The sequence below is a fragment of the Gilvimarinus sp. DA14 genome (assembly GCF_024204685.1).
Classification (GTDB): Bacteria; Pseudomonadota; Gammaproteobacteria; order Pseudomonadales; family Cellvibrionaceae; genus Gilvimarinus.
In genome coordinates this window covers 1,982,049-2,001,383 of the sequence record NZ_CP100350.1, presented here as the reverse complement: position 1 = coordinate 2,001,383, position 19,335 = coordinate 1,982,049, and the positions used below count along the sequence as shown (strand labels likewise).

Genomic DNA, 19,335 nt, shown 5'->3' with positions numbered 1-19,335 from the left:
GGTAATCCGTTTGCTTGTTGTTGCCGGGTAGAATAAATGAGCGTATGCAATACCGCAAAGCTTGTATTTACGATTCAGGAGCCTGCCGTGAAGCCCATCGCCATTTTTAATACCGATACTATTGCCGCTGAGCTTGCCAGTATTCACGGTCAATACCCGGATATGTTTATACGTAGTCTGTCGGCATTAGAGCCCGAGCGCGAATTCGTTCGTTTTGATGTTAATCGGGGGGAGTACCCTAACTCTTTAGATGGCTTTGCCGGTGTTTTAATTACAGGCAGTCAAAGTGCAGCTTATGATACGGATGGCTGGATTAGTGTGCTGCAACAAAGTATTCGCAGCATGGTTGAAGCGGCGGTGCCGTTAGTGGGGATATGTTTTGGTCATCAGATTATTCATCAGGCACTGGGCGGGCAAGTGCGAAAGGCGCAGGGCGGTTGGTGTGTCGGAGTGCATCAAAACCGCTTGCACGTGTCTGTGCCTGGTGTGGGTGATAAAAATGCAACACTGAGACTGCTTTCCAGTCATCAGGATCAGGTGGTGCAAGCCGCGCATGGCGCCGAGGTGCTGGCCAGTACCCGGTTTTGTCCGGTTGCTATTAGCCGTATAGGCACGAATATTTTAACGCTGCAAGGGCACCCGGAGTTTACTCGTGAATATGCCTTGGCGCTGATGAATAAACGTCGAACAAACATTGGCGAGCAGGTGTATCAAAAGGGTGTGGCGTCCCTTGCTGAGCCTTTGGATGATAAACGAGCCCTGCGCTGGATGCTGCAGGTCTTGTCGAGCTAGCGCGCGACAATCTCAGTCAGCAGCTTTTTTCTATCCGGCAGTTTTTCCAGTGCGTAGCGCAAGGTGCTGCGCGGCATTTTCGGTCCCTGGCGACGCAGGTAATCTGTAGTCAATCGCCGGTGGTGTTGCGCGGTTACTTTCAGCAGCCAGCCAATACTCTTTTGCACATATTCGTGAGGGTCGTATAAAAGCGTATCGCAATTTTCAAATACCAGCTCAGGCCTAAGCTGGTAGTGGGTTCTGCCAATTTTTCTGTCGATAAATTTCACCCAGGCTACGTTGCTCGCGCGGCGGCACCAAGGCACTTTAGAGTGTGACCAGGGTTGGATCGTCTCAATCAAATAGGGTCTGCCAAGCAAGAATGGATAAATGGTTTTCAGGCATAAATCATCCACTAATGACCAATTGTTCGCGTAGTTTTCTAACCAGAATCTAAATTTAGTCAGAAGCTCGTCACTGTAAAATTTTTTTGTCCACTTATTCAGCAGGCTAAAGGCCAGCAATTTCTCTTCGTTGTATTTGGCGTTTTGCAAAAGCAGCTCTGTGATCTGTAGCACATCTTCAGCATTGAGATGGGAGTGGCTGGAGTAAAAGTCCCTGACCACCTGTCGCAGCTGGGGTGCCGCAACGCCAAGCAGAGCGATGTTATGAGGAAAAAACCGCTGCATAGAGACAGCATGCTCTGTGCTCGCGACAGATCTGAGTGATTTGGTTAGTTCGTCTGCGTATGTTACGGTCGGCGCCATAGCTGTGTGCCTGAGTTTTTTGTAGATTTTATGCAAAAGGCGGTGAAAGTTACACAGAGCTTTATGGTTTCTCTGAAGAATGAAAACCTTTTTCTTGGAAATCAGGCACTTAAAATATCGGCACAAATGCTGCGTTAGTCGTTAACAAGTGCGACACAAATAGTGAGCATTGAAGATCATTCTTGGAAACTGGAGAACATTATGAAATTTGTAAAAACTTCGCTGATCACCCTTGCAATGGTTTCTGGCCTTGCAGCTGGTAACGTTTATGCCCAGGCGCAGAACAACCAGGCGCCCGCCGCGCCAGCGATGCCTCAGCAGGCTGCACCGCAAATCGAAGTAAGCGATGAGCAAGTATCAGAGTTTGCCGATGCCTATGTGGCGGTACAGGGCCTAAGCCAGGAGTATCGTACTAAACTGCAGGGCGCTGCGCAGGATCCAGAGCAAACTCAGCAGTTACAACAAGAAGCCCAGGGTAAAATGAAATCAGCGATTACCGATTCTGGCCTGGAGCTGGTTGAGTATCGCCAAATTGCACAAGCTGCGAACCAGAGCGAAGAGTTGCGCAACCGTATTGCCGCGGCCATATCTGAAATAACCGGCCAAGGTCAAGACACCGAAGCTGGAAGTTAATCGCATCCCGCGCCGCTGCTCTTGATGCAGCGGCGACTTTCTTTCCATGCATTATTTATCATAACCCGCTATATTATCGCGCATACCCTCTGTCGGTATAAGTTAATTCGAATAACGATAAACCGAGAAATGCCATGCGCTTACCATTCTTAGCTGTTATTCCGTTTCTTTGTGGTTCTGCTCTGGTGCACTCCCAGGTCTTCGATGGGGCTGACCCTGCCCCTAAATCAAAGGTCGCAACAGAAATGCCCACAACCGAGGTGGAGAAATTTTCCCTTTGGCAAGATTCGCATTTCAGCACGTTTTTCTATGATAGGCGGGTAGATTTCTCCCGTTACGAAAAGGCGATATTTTTTCCCATGACCTTTGACCGTATGCAGCTTTCCAATCATACCGATGAAGACTTCCGTGCATCCTGGAATAAGTCGTCGTTTGAAGAGATGGATAAAATCTGTCAGTTTTTTGATGACTATATCGAGAAAAAATTTGCTCGTTCGGATGTGCTTGAATCTACCCGAACCGGTGGGCCCGATGTCTTGGCCATTGAGTTTCGCATGAAAGACTTTATGCCTACATCAATGCGCCGCGAGGATGCTCTGGATACGGTTGGCCAGTCGACAAACAATATGGGCGTTGGCGTGCTGACATTTCAGGCGGTATTGGTGGAGTCACAAACCGGCAGGTTGGTCGCCGTAATAGAAGATGCCATGGAAATCAAATCCAGCTCGTATTCGGTGGATGACAGGGTGGGGCGTAACCTGGCCTGGAAACGCTCGTTTCAGCGGCTAGTGAGCGACTTGCACGATGATATTGAAACATTAAAGCAGCGAGGCGCACCCTGAGGGCCGCGCCACTGTGTGGTGAGAGTTGGAGAAGGCTTTCTCGCCGTTGAAAGGCAATTAGTTGTGCTGGTGTTTTGAGGTTAAGCCTTTAGTGGTCGGCTAAAAAGCGCCATCTTGGCAATGCGCGTGTTAACGGTATTTAACCGCCGTTCCGCTAACGCTTACCATCATCATGCCGCCTTGTTGACCAACCACCTCATAATCTATATCAATACCGACAATGCCATTGGCGCCCAGAGAACGTGCCTTGGCCTCCATTTCGGCAAAGGCGATTTCGCGCGCCTTGCCCATTTCTTTTTCATAGGCGCCGGAGCGACCGCCAACAATATCGCGAACGGCGCCAAAAATGTCTTTAAACAGATTGGCTCCCAATATCGCCTCGCCGACGACAACGTCAAGATACTGTTCGATGGTTTTTCCGTCTATGTTAGACGTGGTGGTCTTAAGCATAAGTTATCCTTTTCTTATTGAGAGGGAAGCGAGAGGGTTATCGTGTAACACTCCCGAGAGCTGCGCAAGCTATGAATGAGCGGTTTCGTCGTGATCCAGACGCTAGTTAACTATTGGCAGACGTATACGGTGTTAGTGGCTTCATTATTTTGAAAAGGGTTGTAGAAGCTCACTAAATGCGAGTCTACCTTAGCAAATGCCGACTCCAGGAGCTCTTCAAAGGCGGGCTCTGGTGGGTTTTGCGACCACATGGCAAACACGCCATTCGCTTTAAGTTGCTGCGCCATCAGGGTCAAGTTTTCGGTGGTGTAAAACTCGGCGTTGCCCTCGTGTAAAAACTCGGTGGGGGAGTGGTCAATGTCCAGCAATATGGCGTCAAAGCGGCGTGCTTTTTGGTCCGGATCAAAGCCGCTTGCCGGGTCAACGGCCAGGTCGAAGAAGCTGCCGTGGATATAGCGGTTGCGCGGGTCGGCATTTAACACTTTGCCCAGCGGTACTAGTTCATTTTGGTGCCAGCCAATCACGGCTTGTAGAAAGTCCACGACCAAAAGTTCGTTTACCCGCTGGTCTTTTAGGGCTTCAACCGCGGTATAACCCAGCCCCAAGCCACCTACAACCACATCCAGTTTGTCGCCCTGGGCAGCTGCTAGCCCCAGCGACGATAGCGCTTCTTCGGCCGCCACAAACATGCTAGACATTAAAAACTCGTCGCCCAGTTTAACTTCGTAAATGTCCCGCTCGCCCAACACCGGTATACGACGGCGACGCAGTGAGATTTCCCCGATGGGGGAGTCCTGGGTATCGAGCTCTTGGAATAGCGGCATGATGATTCCTTAAAAGTGAGTAGCCGCATCATACGCGTTGGCGAATTTGATGTCAGGTCGACAGGTTGCAGCAAGTTGCTATTGTTAACGGATTGAAACAAACGCCTGTTAGGCTCCAGCGTCGTTGTCCACCTTTGTCGCAGGTGTAAAACCAGAATCCATACAAAGGTAAAGTGATGCTCGTGTGCCAAGGCTTGCTGTCATGAAAATAGTCCGTGACTGGCTGGTTACACTTATCTCAATAGTTGGGCTGATGTTAGGGGTCGTATTGCTGATGTCGCCCATCCCGGTCGGGCTGGTGGTCATTACCGCCAGCCTGGCTGCGCTGCTGTGTGTTAACGCGCGCTCCCGTCATTTACTCAAAGCCACGCGCTCGCGCTGGCATAAAATTAATCGCACTGTGCATCGCGTGGAAAAGTTACTGGAGCGCCGATTCAGGAAGCTCTGGACGGTAATATCTAGCACCCGCCCCCACAATGACGATCATTCGGGGTAGGCCGGCATTGCCGTGATAATATCGGTAGCGCCTAATGAGCAATAATCAGCATATGACCGATTAAGCCCAGCATAAACCCGGCGACCGCACCTAAGGCTGGCAGGCCGCCGTCCTTGGCTTTGGATTCGGGCGCGACATCTTGAAAGACCAGGTAAAGAATACCGGCGCTGGCGAATAGCATTATTCCCGCCACCAGGTCACTGGCCTGAGCCAGAAGCAGATACCCCGTTAGCGCACACGCAGGCCCCACAACCGCTAGCAGAAAGAAAGCTGCCAGCAGTTTTGCAGGACGATAAGAGGATGATTGAGCAAGCTCCTCAAAAGCGTTAAAGCCTTCGGGGAAGTTTTGCAGAATCATCAGTAGCACTAAAATTAACCCTGTACCTTCACCCACGGCAAACGCGGCGCCCAGGGCTATCGCTTCGGGTATAAAGTCAGACAGCATCGCCACCAATTGGCCCGCTGAGCTTTTTAGTTGGCTTAAATAGCGGTCCAGCCAGTAAAAGAAAATACCCCCCGCTGCAAAGCATAAGCTTGCCGGTACCGGGGTTAACTTGCTCGCACCGTCCGGGACCAGAACCAGCGCCACCGCCGATACCAGCGCGCCGCCACCAAACGCGACGATAAACTTTCGTATATTCGGGGTTAACAGCTTTGGGTGCAGTAAATCATACCTGGCTACCAACGCGCCAATCGGCATGGCGGCCCCAGCCAGTAGAGATAAAAGCGCAACGCTCAAAATTTCATTCATAAAAAGTAGGTTTCGTTTTCCCGATTCATATCGACCAGAGAGCTCTTAGAGGGTGCGGGAATTATAACCTTTTTCTAAGCCAATGAACGTGCGTGGTTAAGCCGCGAGCGGCGTAGAACGAGAGCGCCGATTCATTAAACCCCCACACCTCCGTAAATAAGTCGGTTGCACCCCGGTCCCGGCAATGCTCCTCTATGGCCGCGTAAAGGGTTTTACCCACTCCAGTATCTCTGTAGTGCTCTTCGACATAAATCTCTTCAATTGAGCCCATCTTTATCGTTTTAGAAATGGATGATTTAAGCTCCCTGATTTCTCCGACCGCAAACCCAATGGGCATTGCATCGTGTTCCGCAATAAAAGCGAAGGCATCGTTTTTATCTATGTAAGCGACGAGGTTCTTGTGGTCAGAAATGTCAGCGGCAGACATAAAATAATCCGGCTCTGCCTGATGATGTAGCTCGTTCAAGCGAAACAGCGCTTCATGCATATACGCCAAGTCTGCCGGAGTAGCGTTTCTTATTATCGGCACGGAGTCTCCATTAATAGGCTAGGGGAGTGCGGGGCAGCTTAGATTAACCCGGAGTGTAACCATGCTGAACTCCGGGCCCACGACGCTATCAGCTACCGAGTCGCTGCACGGTTACCGACAGCGAAGCGCCCTCCGACGTGACAGTGGCTTCTTTGCCAAACTCCACCAGAAACGAAGGCGAGAACTCTTCACCATCGATTATCACACTCGCCGTTACTTTCGCGGTTTTGTCCTTAATATCGCTTAACGCAAGGTTCAGCGTATAGTTATCTTGCGATACTGAGGCCTCAGTCTCAGGTGCGACCGCCAGCCCAGGCGAGCCGATTAAAGCACCTTCATCGTATACCTTCGAGTAAACCATAAACGACTCCTCCGCGCATACCGAATAGGCGGCGAATGCCAGGGCACAAAATCCAATTATTTTTCTCATTTTTCTATATTCCTTGATTTTATCTGAACGCCTGGATCAGTCGCCGCAAAAAAAATGGCGGTTGTTTTGCCGGCTTTTTGGCAAAACAAGTGACAGTTTTTTCGGTCGGTTGCAGCCACTTGTTAGCCGGTGACATACTGAGCTTTAAACTCTTCGACTCTATCAGCAAGCTGTGTTTTGTGTATCATCCGGTGGCAATTTGAACACAGTACAGAAAAGTCCTTTACTGGATCCAAGCCTACCTTTTTACCCTTAATATTATAAACAGGAGTCAAATGGTGCGCTTCAATAAAGCCTTTACCAATTTCACCATATTTCTTTTCGAAATCGAAACCACATGCAGAACACTTGTAACCTTGAAGTTCTTTGACTTTCTTTGCTAGCTTTTGATTCCGCTCAATTCTTTTATGCTCACGTAGCTTAGTGCCGTCTTCTACATCTAAGCCAGCTTCATCTTCTTCTACATTTGAACCATCTGAGACACTTTGATTTACAACCATTTTAAGATAAAGGTCAACAAAGGCTATTAGGTCATGCTCAAGCTCAGAATCTTCAGGAATCTTACCTTTTTCATAGTAAATCGAGTAGATAGCCCCATGTTGATATAAGTCTCCCAAAGAGCCTTTTTTAGATGAAGCTAAGTCAATTGGCCCCTCAATAGATCCTTTATGTTGAAATTTAATCTGAGCATTAAAATCTGCTGCTCTTACTCGGAGTACGTCACTTACAGACTTGCCGTATTTTTCTTTTAGGTTTGTGACACCTTGATTGAGGCTTAAATAAACACCTGCACCATCTTCTCTAAGTAAGTAAACAAGATAAAAACCATTTTGAGGACTCGTGGTAACTGTTCTATCTAAAACTGAAATCCAAGGAACGTTGGCCCAGCCACTTTGTCCAGCACTCCCTTTGACGTAATATCGGTCGTTTTCTCCTAACGCCTTCCTTACATTATCAGGAATTACATTTCTTAAATGATTCGCTAAAGCATTACCTGTGAAATCTTTCGTTTTTTCTACGATATAGTTTTCAATTAGATGATCTATAGATTCTTTGAAATTCACTGAGTTTTCATCCCTCTCTCAGAAGCGGCTAACAGCTAATTCAAAAGACAAAGTAAAATTCCCCGCCGCAATATAACGTCGCTAGAATGCGGCTTATCAACTGGGTGGAAGTGGTTTAAAGTAAAGAATAAAAGCGCACTTTGGTACCGCTCCATGGCAAGGGAAAGAAAGACTCTGTCTTGTTTTTACACCAATGTAAGGCTTTTTACCTCTCGCGGCAAGGTTGCTGTAACTGATTGATCGTCATGGTGAAATATTGTGCTGGCGGTCTGGCATATGCTCTTGAACAAGGGCTTTCTGCTGAAAAAGGGTAAATCGGCCTGATGGCTTAGTGTTCTGGGCCATTCACTTGGTAGATGTAGAGGGTTGGTTTGGCAGGCGTAAGGTGGCGACAAATCACGCTTTTTAGTTGGATTCCGTGTCGCGGCACGGAATGACAGAACAGAAAAAGTAGCGCGCTAGCGCGGCCTTATACCTATTGGGCCCCTGCGAATGAGCCGAACGAAGGTCTATTTTTGTGGGTAAGTGAGCAGGACGCTCACGCAAGTATCGCCGCGCCAGGGAAGGCGCGTCGATACGGCCCTCAAAAATTGACCGTAGTAAGGGCACCCTTTAGGGCTATTCGCCGGGGTGGGCTTTTCTTTTCGTTAGGTTTCTGTTGCCCAAACAACAGAAAAGTAACTCGCCACGCCCGGCGACTCGGGCAAACAAAAAGCCCGCGAGGGCGGCTTCATTCATCTCAGGCGTCAGCCCGCAAACCCTCCCGCTTCTCCAACCTCCACGCCAAACCAAAAAACACGCCACCAATCGCGAAAACTTTGCCACTAGGCTATATACGCGATAAATAGCTGATAAAAGGGTTAGCCGCAGAAACTCCGGGAAAAATCCAACTTTGCGATTTGACCCGGAGTGCACGAGAGGAAGGTGCTACTGTAAGTCGAACGTGACCTTTTCAATGGTTCCGTTAAATTCAAACGGTCCCATATGACTGTATGCAGTGGAAACGGTGGCACCCAGGTCCATACCTATATCGAGTGTCTCTGTAGCGGAATATCGTACAGGAGGTACCATATCAATCCTTCCACTGCCGACTTCTTTGCCGTTCACCAAAAGTTTAGCGCTGCCGCCGTTGGGGGCTTCGCCTTCTTGGGTGTACTGCATGGTTAAGGTCACCTTGCCTTTAGGCAGGATACTGTCAGCGATGACTTTATACCTTTCTTTGCCGAAGAAGTTGACTTCGTACACAGGTTTTCCGTCCATCACGTACAGGGTGTAACCCGCACTTGAGCCGCCGTTTGCAACCAATACACCGTTATCATCAACGCCTGATGAGTCGAGGCTCACATTAATAACGTGGCTGCGTGCATAAGCCGGAGGCGCGCTGCCTTCGGGAATTCTTTTCACACCCTGTACATACTCAAAGTGAGTTTTACCCCGAGTGACGCTCGGGCGTTCTGGGTTGCTAGCGCGTTCAACAAAGCGATCATCGAGAGGGTAAACGTTGTATTTTTTCGCTTCCTTATCAAAGATTTTCTTTAACTTCTTGAGTTTGTCTGGGTGTTGCTTTGCCAGATCTACCGCTTGCGAGAAGTCTTCCTCGATGTTGTAGAGCTCCCACGTGTCGTTGGCAAAGCCGGCTGAGCCGGATAGGGCCCAGGGTACGCCGTGGAATGATGCCGCCACCCAGCCGTCGTGGTAAATGGCTCGGTGCCCGCCAGTTTCAAAGTATTGTGTTGTGCGTTGGCTTGGGGCCTTGGCCTCGGCAAAACTATACAGCATGCTGGTGCCAGCCATTGGCGTTTGCTTGGCGCCGTTCACTTTGCTGGGTTCTGGCAAGCCGGCGGCTTCGAGAATGGTTGGTGCAACATCGATGACGTGATGGAACTGGCTACGCAAGCCGCCTTTGTCTTTAATTTTTTCTGGCCAGGAAATCACCATGCCGTTGCGAGTGCCGCCAAAGTGCGAGGGTACGCGCTTCATCCATTGAAATGGTGCCGAGCCTGCCCAAGCCCAACCTACCGGGAAGTGGTTTTCATGCAGCGGGCCACCAATTTCATCCATTTTGGGTAACTGAGCCTCGACCGAGTCTGGAATACCGTTTTGGGTCATCATATTGTTGAGTGTGCCCGACAGGCTTCCCTCTGCACTGGGGCCATTGTCGCCGGCGATATAGATAACCAAAGTGTTATCACTGTCCGGCATGGCTTCGATGGCGGCAAGTAAGCGACCGACATGGTAGTCAGTGTGTGCAGCAAAACCTGCGAATGCTTCCTGGTGACGGGCGTACAGGGTTTTGGCATCGTCGGACAGAGAGTCCCAGGCGGAGATTTCCTTGGGCCTTGGGGTGAGCAGTGTATTTTCTGGAACAACGCCCAGCTGCTTTTGTCGAGCCAGGGTTTCTTCACGGACTTTATCCCAGCCTTGGTCAAACTGGCCGTCGAATTTGTTAATCCATTCTTCGGGGGCGTGCAGTGGTGCATGGGTTGCGCCCGTGGCGAAGTAAACAAAGAATGGTTTGTCGGGCGCAATGGACTGTTGTTGGTTCATCCATACAATGGCATCGTCAACCAAATCCTCTGTTAGGTGGTAGCCTTCCTCTGGCTTTTTCTCGGGTTCAACAGGGGTTGTATTGCGAAACAGCTGGGGCTCCCACTGGCTGGTCTCGCCCCCTTGAAAACCATAGAAATATTCAAAACCAAGGCCGGTTGGCCAGTGGTCGAACGGGCCGACAGGGCTGGTTTCCCAGTCCGGTGTGTTATGCCACTTGCCGAAAGCGGCTGTGCTATAACCGTTACCTTTGAGGATCTCAGCAATGCTCGCGGTTTCTTTGGGCCATACCGAGTGGTAACCCGGGTAACCGGTTGATAGTTCAGAAATTGTGCCGAAGGCGACCTGATGATGATTGCGCCCGGTGAGCAGTGCCGCCCGTGTAGGGGAGCAAATGGCGGTGGTATGGAAGGTGTTGTAGCGCAAGCCTTGGTTGGCTAGGTTATCCAATGATGGTGTGGGTACTGGCCCACCAAAGGTGCCGGGGTGGCCGAACCCAAAATCATCAATGAGCACGACAACGACGTTGGGTGCGCCGTCGGGAGGAGTAATGGGTTGCGGATAATCTTGCTTGGAATCTTCGAAAGTTTCGCTAATTTTGCCGTTGAATTTGGCAGGCTCAATGGGCAGTGTGGTTCGGTCGATTCCCTTGGATGCTGCGCTGGCCGCAGCCCCTGCCAGGCAAAGCACGGCACAGGCTGTTACTTGGAATATCCGTCTCATAGTGGTTCCTCTCTTTACACATTAAAGGCGCTAACGTTGTTTGGTATCTTACACAATTGAGCCAGGGGTAGTCGGTTGATTAATATGACATGCTTGGTGCATTGCAGTGCCGGTATTCGGCCACTGGAGTAACGAAAAACCGATATATGAATCGAGACGGGCTACGACGCTATAATGGTTATAGATCTCAAATTATGTGAACTTTAGTTCACCGTTTCTCCAACCGCCACGCCAACCCAAAAAACACCAACCCAATCACCGCCGTAATCGCCCCCACAAACCCAGTCGAACTCCAACCAAAACCGGCCGAAATAGCAAAGCCGCCCAGCAATGGGCCAATAGCATTGGCGGTGTTAAAGGCCGCGTGATGCGAGGCGGCGGCCAGGGTTCGAGCGCCGGTGGCGACATCCATTAAGTGCGTTTGCAGTGGTGGCGAAATGGCCGCGACTGTACCCACGGTGAATATGGCGATTAATAAACTCCAGAGGTGGCCGGTGGTAAACGGGTAAATGAGCAGAACAACAATGCTCCAGACTAACAGCCAGCCCACCGCTTTAAACTGGTATTTGTCGAACAGCCAGCCGCCCAAAAAGTTGGCGCAGAAGCCGCCAAAGCCAAACACGCCCATGGCGATGGGAATCCAATTCTCGCCTACGCCGGTTACCTGCAAGATGGTGGGAGCCAGATAGCTGAATACGCAGAAAACCCCGGCAAAGCCGGTGGCGCCAATCATAAGCGCCAGCCACACCCGCGGGTTGTTAAACGCTTTCAGCTCAGCCAGTGGTTTGTTGCGCAGCTGCTGTCGGTTGAGCGGTACAAAGGCAATAATCATGGCGACCGTTATCACCGAAATAATACCTACCAGGGCGAAGGCGTAGCGCCAGCTAATCGATTGCCCCAGCCAGGTGGCGAGCGGGTTGCCAATTAAGATGGCGAGCGTTAACCCCACCATTACCCGGCTGACGGCTTTGCCGCGCTGGTTGGGCGGCACCAGGCTCGCCACCACCAAGGCGGCAACACCAAAGTAGGTACCGTGGGGCAGGCCTGCGATAAACCGCAGCGCTAACAGTGATTCGTAATTAGGGGCAAAGGCGCTGGCGATATTGGCGAGGGCGTAAAAGCCCATCAGCACCAGCAACAGGTGGCGGTGATAAAGTTTGGCTCCAAACACGGCCAGTACCGGCGCGCCTACCACCACGCCAAACGCATAGGCGCTGATAATCAGCCCCACTTGTGGTTCACTCACGCCCATGTCTGTGGCGATGGCGGGCATCAGCCCCATAGCGGCGAATTCACCTGTGCCAATGCCAAAGCCGCCTAGTGCGAGGGCGATTTCGATAAGCCACATAGTGCCTTTACTGAGTTTGGGTTGTTCTGTGTGCATATATCCTTCGCGTATTAACGAGCTGTACCCGGCACATGCAGGCATGTCCGGTTATAAATGATAGTTGGGGTTGTGATTGGAATTATGGAAAGGGCGCTATTGTACGCTAAGTGCGCAGCATTGAGTGTTAAGGGGGTGTTAAACCCGGGCTGCTGGTATTGAATACGTATGCGGCCGACAGATAAATGCCGGCCGCACAGGTTTACTTGGCGTCGGGCAGGGTAATGTTTAGCTCCAGCACCGAGCAGTCGTCTTCGTTATCCAGTTGCACGGACACCTGATCCTGATCAATGTCCACATACTTGCGGATCACCTCCAGAATTTCCTGCTGCATCAGCGGCAGGTAGTCAGGTTGGCCGCGGGTGCTGCGTTCGTGTGCGACGATAATTTGCAGGCGCTCTTTGGCGACCGAGGCCGACGATGAGGGTTTGTTCTTTTTTAACAGATAATCAAGAATGCCCATTACTTGCCTCCCAGCAGACGCTGTAAAAATCCTTTTTTCTGTTGTTCCAAGAAACGGTGTTCTACGTCTTCGCCCAGCAGGCGCGATACGGCGTCAGAGTACGCCTGGCCGGCCTCTGAATCTTCGTCAAGAATAACCGGTGCACCTTGGTTAGAAGCCTTGAGTACCGCTTCGGACTCGGGAATCACGCCCAGCAGCGGAATGGCAAGAATTTCTTCTACGTCTGCCACGCTCAGCATTTCAGAGCTGGCAACTCGGGCGGGATTGTAGCGGGTCAGCAGCAGGTGTTCTTTAACTGACTTACCCTGTTCGGCCATGCGCGATTTGCTTTGCAAAATGCCCAGAATACGGTCGGAGTCGCGCACTGAGGAAACCTCGGGGTTGGTTACCACTATGGCTTCTTCGGCAAAGTACAACGCCATTTGCGCGCCCTGCTCAATACCGGCGGGGGAGTCGCAAATAATATAGTCGAAATCTTTCGCCAGCTCGTCTAACACGGCTTCAACGCCCTCGTGGGTCAGGGCGTCTTTATCGCGGGTTTGCGAGGCGGGCAGAATAAACAAACCCTCAGTGCGCTTGTCTTTAATCAGCGCCTGCTTTAGCGACGCTTCTTTGTTAATTACGTTAACAAAGTCGTATACCACGCGGCGCTCGCAGCCCATAATCAAATCCAGGTTGCGCAGGCCCACGTCAAAATCAATTACCACGGTTTTGTGGCCGCGCAATGCCAGGCCCGTTGAAATAGCGGCACTGGAGGTTGTTTTGCCTACGCCGCCTTTACCCGAAGTCACAACAATAATTTTAGCCACGGTGTTTCCTCAATGTGTTTGGCACTTTTTACAGTGCGGCAATTTCAATGGAATCGTCTTGTAAAAAAACCTGTGCCGGTTGCTTCCAGCAACTTTCCCGCAGGGTGTCGTTGAGCACAAAGTGCCCGTTAATTGAAACCAGTTCGGCCTCCAGATGCTGACAGAATATACGCGCGTTGGGATTGTCGCGCACCCCGGCCAGCGCGCGCCCACGCAGCGGGCCATAGGCGTGAATGTTGCCGTCGGCAATGACTTCGGCGCCTTCACTCACCTGAGCCAGCAGTATTAAATCTGAGCCCTCGGCGTAAATTTGCTGCCCCGAGCGCACCGGGCGCTCAATAATACGAGTAGGGCGACTGGCCGTATCGGGGGCCGGACTTTGCACTGCAACGGGCTCTGGCTCCGGCGCCTGCTCAGCTTTTTCCGGACGCGGGCGGCTGGAGGGAATGTGCACCAACCCTAAGTCTTTGGCCATTTTGGCCTGGGGCTCGCTGCCGCCCTTGCAGCCGAACAGTTGAAAACCCAGCGCCTGACAATGTTTGATAATCTCTTGCAGCTCGGTTTTGTTCAACTCTCCGCTAAAAGAGGCGAGGTTTATAAACAGTGGCGAGCCGGTAAAAAACAATGGCGCGGTCTGCACTTTTTCGTGCAGGGTGCGGGCAAATTCTTCGCTTTGGTAATGGTATAAATCCAGCACCATGCTGGTGACACTGGTGCCTTTGATTTGAAAGCAGGGGTCTGCCATCGGGTCATCCTGATGTTTTTGGCACGGCCGAAGGGCCGCTTGTTCAATGTGGGCAGGTTAGCGTTACAGTCTGGGCCGCAAAAGGCTTCGCACGCGGTTTTGCCAAGTGGGCCGCAATATAGCAAATATTGCGGCCCGGCGATAAGGGGCAGGAGGTGTAGTAGGTTTATTTTTTCAGCGCGGCGACGGCCTGATAGGCCGGTTTGCGTTGGTATTGACGGTCAAACAGCAGCGGGTAGTTGGTGCGCCCTCGTACCGGAAAGTCGTTCTTCCAGGACTCGGCATCACCTGTGCCCCAGAATGTGACCCGGGCGATTTTATCGCGATGCTTTAAAAACAGCTTAAACCATTCGACGTAGCGCTCGGCAAGTTTGTCCTCTATGTCGGCGGGCAGGCCGTTGGGGTAGGGGTTAAGCTCGTCCGAATATTCAAAGCTGTCTGAAATTTCCGCGCCTATGTGGTCCCAGGCAACGGGCAGCGCATCCAGGTCTAGCTCGGTAATATGCACGGCAACGCCTTGCGCGGCATAGGCTTCAATGCTTTTTTCAAACTCGGTAATCTCGGGGTACTCGAGCCCCACGTGGCCCTGCATGCCAACGCCATCAATGGGCACGCCCTCTTGTTTAAAGCGCTTAAGCATATCTACCACAAACTGGCGCTTGCCCGGATTGTGCATGTTGTAGTCGTTGTACATCAGGTGGGCTTCGGGGGCCGCTTCGCGGGCGAAACGGAAAGCGTGATCGAGAAAGTCCGCACCAATCTGATTAAACCAGGGGCTTTTACGCCAGCCTTTGTCTTCGTCGATGGCTTCGTTCACCACATCCCAGGCGTGAATACGACCACGGTAGCGGCCCGCCAGGGTATCGATGTGGTTTTTCATGCGTGCCAGCAAAGCCGCGCGTGATAGCGGCTTGCCGCTGTCATCGTTGAATACCCAGCTTGGGGTTTGTGAGTGCCACACCAACACATGGCCCACCATAAACATGCCGTGCTGTTCGCCAAACTGCATAAACTGGTCGGCGTAGTCCCACACCCACTTTTCGGGCTCTGGGTGAATGCGCTCCCACTTCATGTCGTTTTCCATGGTTAGGGCGTTAAATTCGCGAGCCACCAACGCATTAAAGCCGGCGGGAGGATTGGTCAGGCGGGCGTTGCCAATGGCGGTGCCGATGTAAAAGTCTTCTTTATAGAGATCTTTCAGGCCGGTTTCGGCAAGCGCCTTAGCGATGGCGTTTTGTTTAGTCAGCGCCAGAGCAGCGGCGCCAAGGGCGGTGCGGGTGAGTAGGGTTCGGCGGTTAATAGTCATAGTTTGGGCCTGTTTGAGTTATTGTTCATAATGCTCGCAGTTGGCTTTGTTAGCGACCGCGAGCGCTGTAATACCGACAGACCGTTGTGCTTGTAAAACAGGTCGTCGTTACCACATAAGGTCGTCGGGGATGACGAAATCTTTGTAGGGGTCATCCTCGTCCTGGGCGTCGCTGCTGACGGTATTGGCAACCAGTACATAGGCCGGATCGCGCTCGGCGATTTTGTCGGCAATCTTCTTGGGTACCAGCTCGTAGCCGTCACCGAGCTTGACAATGTTCAGCTGTCCGCGAGTGACTCGGCCGTGAGCTTGCTCGCCCAGCAATATCTTTTTAATTTTCTTGCCATCGGTAAAGTTGTATTCCAGCTCGTTTTCGCGCCCTTCGTGTTTGGGCTGACGGTTGGTTTCAATCAGCTGCTTAATCTGTGCGGCGATGGCTTTTTTCTCGGCCTCGGCTTGGCGCTGGCGGTTCAGCTCGCGATCGCGTTCGGCTTTGGCCAGGCGGGCGGCTTGCGCTTCGGCCTTGCTTTCGTTCTCGGTTGTCTGGCCGGATTTAACCGCCTGCTTGTGTTGTTTGCTTTTCTCTTTTTGAATCTGCTTGGCTTTTTTGGCGTCTATCAGGCCGGCATTTTTCAACTGATCTTGCAGCGAAGCCATGGCTTACCTCTTTTGGTCAATATTACTATAACTTGTGCCCAGTGCAAGGGGCGAATAAAGCTTGGCAGAATAGCCACCTTCGCGCGTGGCAACAAGCATTGGCGCAAAGGTTACAATAACCTTATGAATTTACTTCTGCCTCCATCTTTTACGCTATTGCTGGCGAGCCTGGCGCTGGCCTTGCCCGCGTTGGGTGTGGCGTTACGCGGTGCGCCCTGGCGTCAGCTGGCGGCGACACAGCAGCGCCAGCACGCCTTTTTTGCGGCGATTCTGGCGTTGGGATTATTCTGGCTGCTGCAGGTAGAAGTGCGTGACAGCTTGGGATTTCACCCCATGTTAATGGCGGTGGTGACCATGATTTTCGGCTGGCACTTGGCGCTGATTATTGGCGCTTTAGCCCTGGTAGCCTTGCAGGTATATCGGCTGGCGCTGTGGGGCAGCTTGGATGGTTGGCTTGAGGCGTGGCAGGGGCTTAATCCAGCGGCCCTGCCGGTGGATTTTGTGCTGAGTGTTGTGGTGCCGGCCAGCTGGACCTTGCTGGTGCTGTATCTGGTGGATCGCTGGAGCTTTAAAAATCCGTTTACTTTCTTTTTGGGAGTTGGCTTTTTCGGCGCCATGCTCAGCTGCCTGTGGATGGGGGCCGCCGCTTTTACCCTGTTTTATCTTACCGGCAGCGAAGCGCCTCTGGCCGTGCTGAATGAACACGGCCTGCTGTTTGTACTGATGATGTTCCCCGAAGGCTTCTGCAATGGGGCCCTAGCTACCGTGTTTACCATTCTCTGGCCCGATATGGTGAAAACCTATCGGGATGAGTGGTATTTGGGGGATTGATAGGCTGAGGCCGGATGCTGTTGAACGCAGAACGCAGAACGCAGAACGCAGAACGCAGAACGCAGAACGCAGAACGCAGAACGCAGAACGCAGAACGCAGAACGCAGAACGCAGAACGCAGAACGCAGCACGCAGCACGCAGCACGCAGCACGCAGCACGCAGAAAGAATGAGTCGGATGACGGACGTCTGATGTCTGACGCCAAAGCTTGTTTTATTGGCTTCGGCTGTCGCAGATACTGATCATCAGACATCAGACATCAGACATCAGACATCAGACATCAGACATCAGACATCAGACATCAGACAGGCGCGCAGCGCTCTAGCGCTTGCGCACAATCCCCGCCCAGCCACCGCCGCTGGCAAGGTTAATTTCCAGTATTTCACCGGCGCTGATGTCGCGCTGCTCGCGCTTGTAGTCTTCGGCGTAGTGCTCAGTGTTCAGGCCGTCGCGCAGCAGGTCTAGCTGGAATTCGCCGTCGCCGAGGAAGCTAAAGTCCACTTTTAGGGTGCGGGCGGTATCGTCGGTCATGGCGCCCAGATACCAAGTGTCGCCGCTGCGGCGGGCCACCAGAATATAGTCGCCCACCGAGGCGTCCAGCACACGGGTTTCATCCCACACCGAGGGAAAGGCGGCGATAAATTCTGTGACCTCGGGTTCGCGTAAATAGGTAGACGGTGATTCGCACAGCATTTGCAGCGCGCTTTCGTACACGGCGTACATGGCTACCTGGTGTGCCCGGGTACCGATGCTGACCGGACGGAAATGACTCACATGATGCTGCGGCAAATGCGCGTTGCGTAGCGCGCCTGGGGTGTAGTCCATAGGTCCCGCCACCATGCGAGTAAACGGCAGGGTCACATTGTGCTCGGGGGTGATGTCCTGGCTCCACTTGTTGTTTTCGTTGCCTTTAACCCCTTCATAGGTGAGCACATTGGGATAGGTGCGGCGCAGGCCGGCGGGTTTAAAGCCGCCGTGGTAATCCACCAGCAATTGGTGCTTGGCGGCCTCTTTGGCAATTTTCTCGTAGTAGTTGACCATGTACTGATCCGAGCGCTGCATAAAGTCGATTTTAATACCCGCTGCGCCCCACTCGCCGTAGGTTTTAAGGATATTTTCGTAGTCTTTATCCAACGGCCCCCACAGCGCCCAGAGAATAATACCCACGCCTTTTTCTTTGCCGTAGCGAATCAGTTCGGGGATGTTCATGTCCGGGTTGGACTCGACAATATTGGTGGTGGTTTTGGTCCAGCCCTCGTCCAAAATCACATACTCAAGGCCGTGCCGGGCGGCGAAGTCGATGTAGTACTTGTAGGTCTGGGTGTTGATGCCCGCTTTAAAATCCACACCGAATAAATTATTGGCGTTGTACCAATCCCAGGCGATGCGACCTGGTTTAATCCAACTGGTGTCGCTCAGCTGGTTATCTTCGGCCAGCAGCCAAACTAACTCGCTCTGTACCAGCTCGGCGTCGCTATCGGTAATTACCGCCAGGCGCCAGGGAAAGCTGCGCTTGCCGGTGGTTTCGGCAATGTGGCTTGCCATGGTGATGTCCTGATTGCGATCTTCGGTGCCCGGCATAGGCGTGGCTTTGGTTACCACGCCCGGGTGCTTGGCTGTTACGCCGTTGGTGCCGGTGCCCTCTACGAACAGGCCGGGGTAGTCGCGCAGGTCGCTCTCGGTAAACAAGATATTGATACCGTCGGCATCAAAATAAACCGGCAATGAGGCAAAGCGTGGCGCCTCAATGTCGGCCAAAATTTCTGGCACGTAAAGGCGCTCGTAGTGAGAAATAAGAGTTTCTTCTTCGGGGAAGAGCGTTTCAGTCAGCTCGGGAAAATTGAGCGACATGATCTCTTCTTGCACCACAATCGCGGTGTCTTTTTCGCCCACAAAGCGATAGGCGGCGCCGTCGTCGTAGGCGCGAAAGTCCACCCCATAGCCGTTGCTAAAGCGTAGCCGCAGTTCGCGGTAATGCTCTGTTACCTGTGCATTTTTATGTGTCACCACGGGGGTTAGCGTGTTGTGCACTTCACTGGTCTCGGCAGAGCTGACTTCAATCTCGCTCGCTATATTCCCCTCGCCCTCTAACACCAGGCCAATGGTGCTGGGGGTGATGGCAGGCTTGCCGTTTAGCGTGGCGGACCACTGTAGCGCCGAGTCGGTATTGATACTCAGAGCCAGGTCACCGTCGGGAGAGGTTAGTTCGAAAGTGTCGGCTTGTGTCAGGGGGGCGAGTAGGGTGCCGAAAAACAATGCGCCAGTTGCGGCTTGCCAGGTTAGTTTCATAACGTGCCTTTTTATTGTGTAACC

Annotated in this window: 20 protein-coding genes; 5 read left to right on the top strand and 15 right to left on the bottom strand. The window is 52.1% G+C overall.

What is annotated here, in order from left to right:
• The first annotated feature begins 87 nt into the window (after positions 1 to 87).
• Positions 88 to 792, top strand: coding sequence for a GMP synthase (locus tag NHM04_RS08815; protein WP_254263425.1), 705 nt, complete (start codon positions 88 to 90; stop codon positions 790 to 792).
• On the opposite strand, the gene NHM04_RS08810 is transcribed toward NHM04_RS08815, so the two are convergent.
• Positions 789 to 1,538, bottom strand: a complete 750-nt coding sequence (locus tag NHM04_RS08810) for a DNA alkylation repair protein (RefSeq protein ID WP_256526209.1) — start codon at positions 1,536 to 1,538, stop codon at positions 789 to 791. The genes NHM04_RS08815 and NHM04_RS08810 overlap by 4 nt on opposite strands.
• Before the next feature lie 201 nt (positions 1,539 to 1,739).
• Here NHM04_RS08810 and NHM04_RS08805 point away from each other — a divergent pair, with 201 nt between their 5' ends.
• Entirely contained in the window at positions 1,740 to 2,171 is a 432-nt protein-coding gene (locus NHM04_RS08805; protein WP_254263423.1) for a DUF4168 domain-containing protein, read from the top strand.
• Positions 2,172 to 2,416: 245 nt separating this feature from the next.
• Positions 2,417 to 3,013 carry a hypothetical protein gene (locus NHM04_RS08800; protein WP_254263422.1) on the top strand — a complete coding sequence of 199 codons (597 nt, stop codon included), beginning with the start codon at positions 2,417 to 2,419 and terminating at the stop codon, positions 3,011 to 3,013.
• A gap of 129 nt (positions 3,014 to 3,142) precedes the next feature.
• Here NHM04_RS08800 and NHM04_RS08795 read toward each other — a convergent pair whose 3' ends face one another.
• Entirely contained in the window at positions 3,143 to 3,463 is a 321-nt protein-coding gene (locus tag NHM04_RS08795; protein WP_254263421.1) for a heavy metal-binding domain-containing protein, read from the bottom strand.
• Positions 3,464 to 3,573: 110 nt separating this feature from the next.
• Entirely contained in the window at positions 3,574 to 4,287 is a 714-nt protein-coding gene (locus NHM04_RS08790) for a spermidine synthase (RefSeq protein WP_254263420.1), read from the bottom strand.
• A gap of 202 nt (positions 4,288 to 4,489) precedes the next feature.
• Here NHM04_RS08790 and NHM04_RS08785 point away from each other — a divergent pair, with 202 nt between their 5' ends.
• On the top strand, positions 4,490 to 4,783 hold the full coding sequence (locus tag NHM04_RS08785) for a hypothetical protein (RefSeq protein ID WP_254263419.1): 294 nt from the start codon (positions 4,490 to 4,492) through the stop codon (positions 4,781 to 4,783).
• A gap of 31 nt (positions 4,784 to 4,814) precedes the next feature.
• On the opposite strand, the gene NHM04_RS08780 is transcribed toward NHM04_RS08785, so the two are convergent.
• The 11 genes from NHM04_RS08780 to NHM04_RS08730 all read right to left on the bottom strand — a co-directional run bounded on the left by NHM04_RS08780 (position 4,815) and on the right by NHM04_RS08730 (position 16,191).
• Entirely contained in the window at positions 4,815 to 5,534 is a 720-nt protein-coding gene (locus tag NHM04_RS08780) for a ZIP family metal transporter (protein WP_254263418.1), read from the bottom strand.
• Between the two features lie 61 nt (positions 5,535 to 5,595).
• Entirely contained in the window at positions 5,596 to 6,063 is a 468-nt protein-coding gene (locus NHM04_RS08775; RefSeq protein WP_254263417.1) for a GNAT family N-acetyltransferase, read from the bottom strand.
• A gap of 88 nt (positions 6,064 to 6,151) precedes the next feature.
• A complete protein-coding gene (locus tag NHM04_RS08770; RefSeq protein ID WP_254263416.1) occupies positions 6,152 to 6,493 on the bottom strand; it encodes a hypothetical protein in 342 nt (113 codons plus the stop codon).
• Between the two features lie 122 nt (positions 6,494 to 6,615).
• Complete coding sequence (locus tag NHM04_RS08765; protein WP_254263415.1) at positions 6,616 to 7,557, bottom strand: MrcB family domain-containing protein; 942 nt, start codon at positions 7,555 to 7,557, stop codon at positions 6,616 to 6,618.
• A 927-nt stretch (positions 7,558 to 8,484) separates the two neighbouring features.
• Complete coding sequence (locus NHM04_RS08760) at positions 8,485 to 10,827, bottom strand: arylsulfatase (protein WP_254263414.1); 2,343 nt, start codon at positions 10,825 to 10,827, stop codon at positions 8,485 to 8,487.
• A gap of 208 nt (positions 10,828 to 11,035) precedes the next feature.
• Positions 11,036 to 12,211 carry an MFS transporter gene (locus tag NHM04_RS08755; RefSeq protein ID WP_254263413.1) on the bottom strand — a complete coding sequence of 392 codons (1,176 nt, stop codon included), beginning with the start codon at positions 12,209 to 12,211 and terminating at the stop codon, positions 11,036 to 11,038.
• Between the two features lie 202 nt (positions 12,212 to 12,413).
• Positions 12,414 to 12,674, bottom strand: coding sequence for a cell division topological specificity factor MinE (minE, locus tag NHM04_RS08750; RefSeq protein WP_020210023.1), 261 nt, complete (start codon positions 12,672 to 12,674; stop codon positions 12,414 to 12,416).
• Positions 12,674 to 13,483, bottom strand: coding sequence for a septum site-determining protein MinD (minD, locus tag NHM04_RS08745; RefSeq protein WP_254263412.1), 810 nt, complete (start codon positions 13,481 to 13,483; stop codon positions 12,674 to 12,676). Before minD ends, minE begins: the two co-directional genes overlap by 1 nt.
• Before the next feature lie 28 nt (positions 13,484 to 13,511).
• Positions 13,512 to 14,228, bottom strand: a complete 717-nt coding sequence (gene minC / locus NHM04_RS08740) for a septum site-determining protein MinC (protein ID WP_254263411.1) — start codon at positions 14,226 to 14,228, stop codon at positions 13,512 to 13,514.
• A gap of 166 nt (positions 14,229 to 14,394) precedes the next feature.
• Entirely contained in the window at positions 14,395 to 15,534 is a 1,140-nt protein-coding gene (locus NHM04_RS08735) for an endo-1,4-beta-xylanase (RefSeq protein ID WP_254263410.1), read from the bottom strand.
• 108 nt (positions 15,535 to 15,642) lie between these two features.
• Positions 15,643 to 16,191, bottom strand: a complete 549-nt coding sequence (locus tag NHM04_RS08730) for a DUF2058 domain-containing protein (protein ID WP_254263409.1) — start codon at positions 16,189 to 16,191, stop codon at positions 15,643 to 15,645.
• A gap of 123 nt (positions 16,192 to 16,314) precedes the next feature.
• On the opposite strand from NHM04_RS08730, the gene NHM04_RS08725 reads away from it, so the two are divergent.
• Positions 16,315 to 17,022 (top strand): hypothetical protein, encoded by a 708-nt coding sequence (locus tag NHM04_RS08725; protein WP_254263408.1) that lies wholly within the window; start codon positions 16,315 to 16,317, stop codon positions 17,020 to 17,022.
• Between the two features lie 321 nt (positions 17,023 to 17,343).
• Here the strand turns inward: NHM04_RS08725 and NHM04_RS08720 are convergent, their stop codons facing one another.
• Positions 17,344 to 19,311, bottom strand: a complete 1,968-nt coding sequence (locus NHM04_RS08720; RefSeq protein WP_254263407.1) for a glycoside hydrolase family 97 protein — start codon at positions 19,309 to 19,311, stop codon at positions 17,344 to 17,346.
• Positions 19,312 to 19,335: the final 24 nt, after the last annotated feature.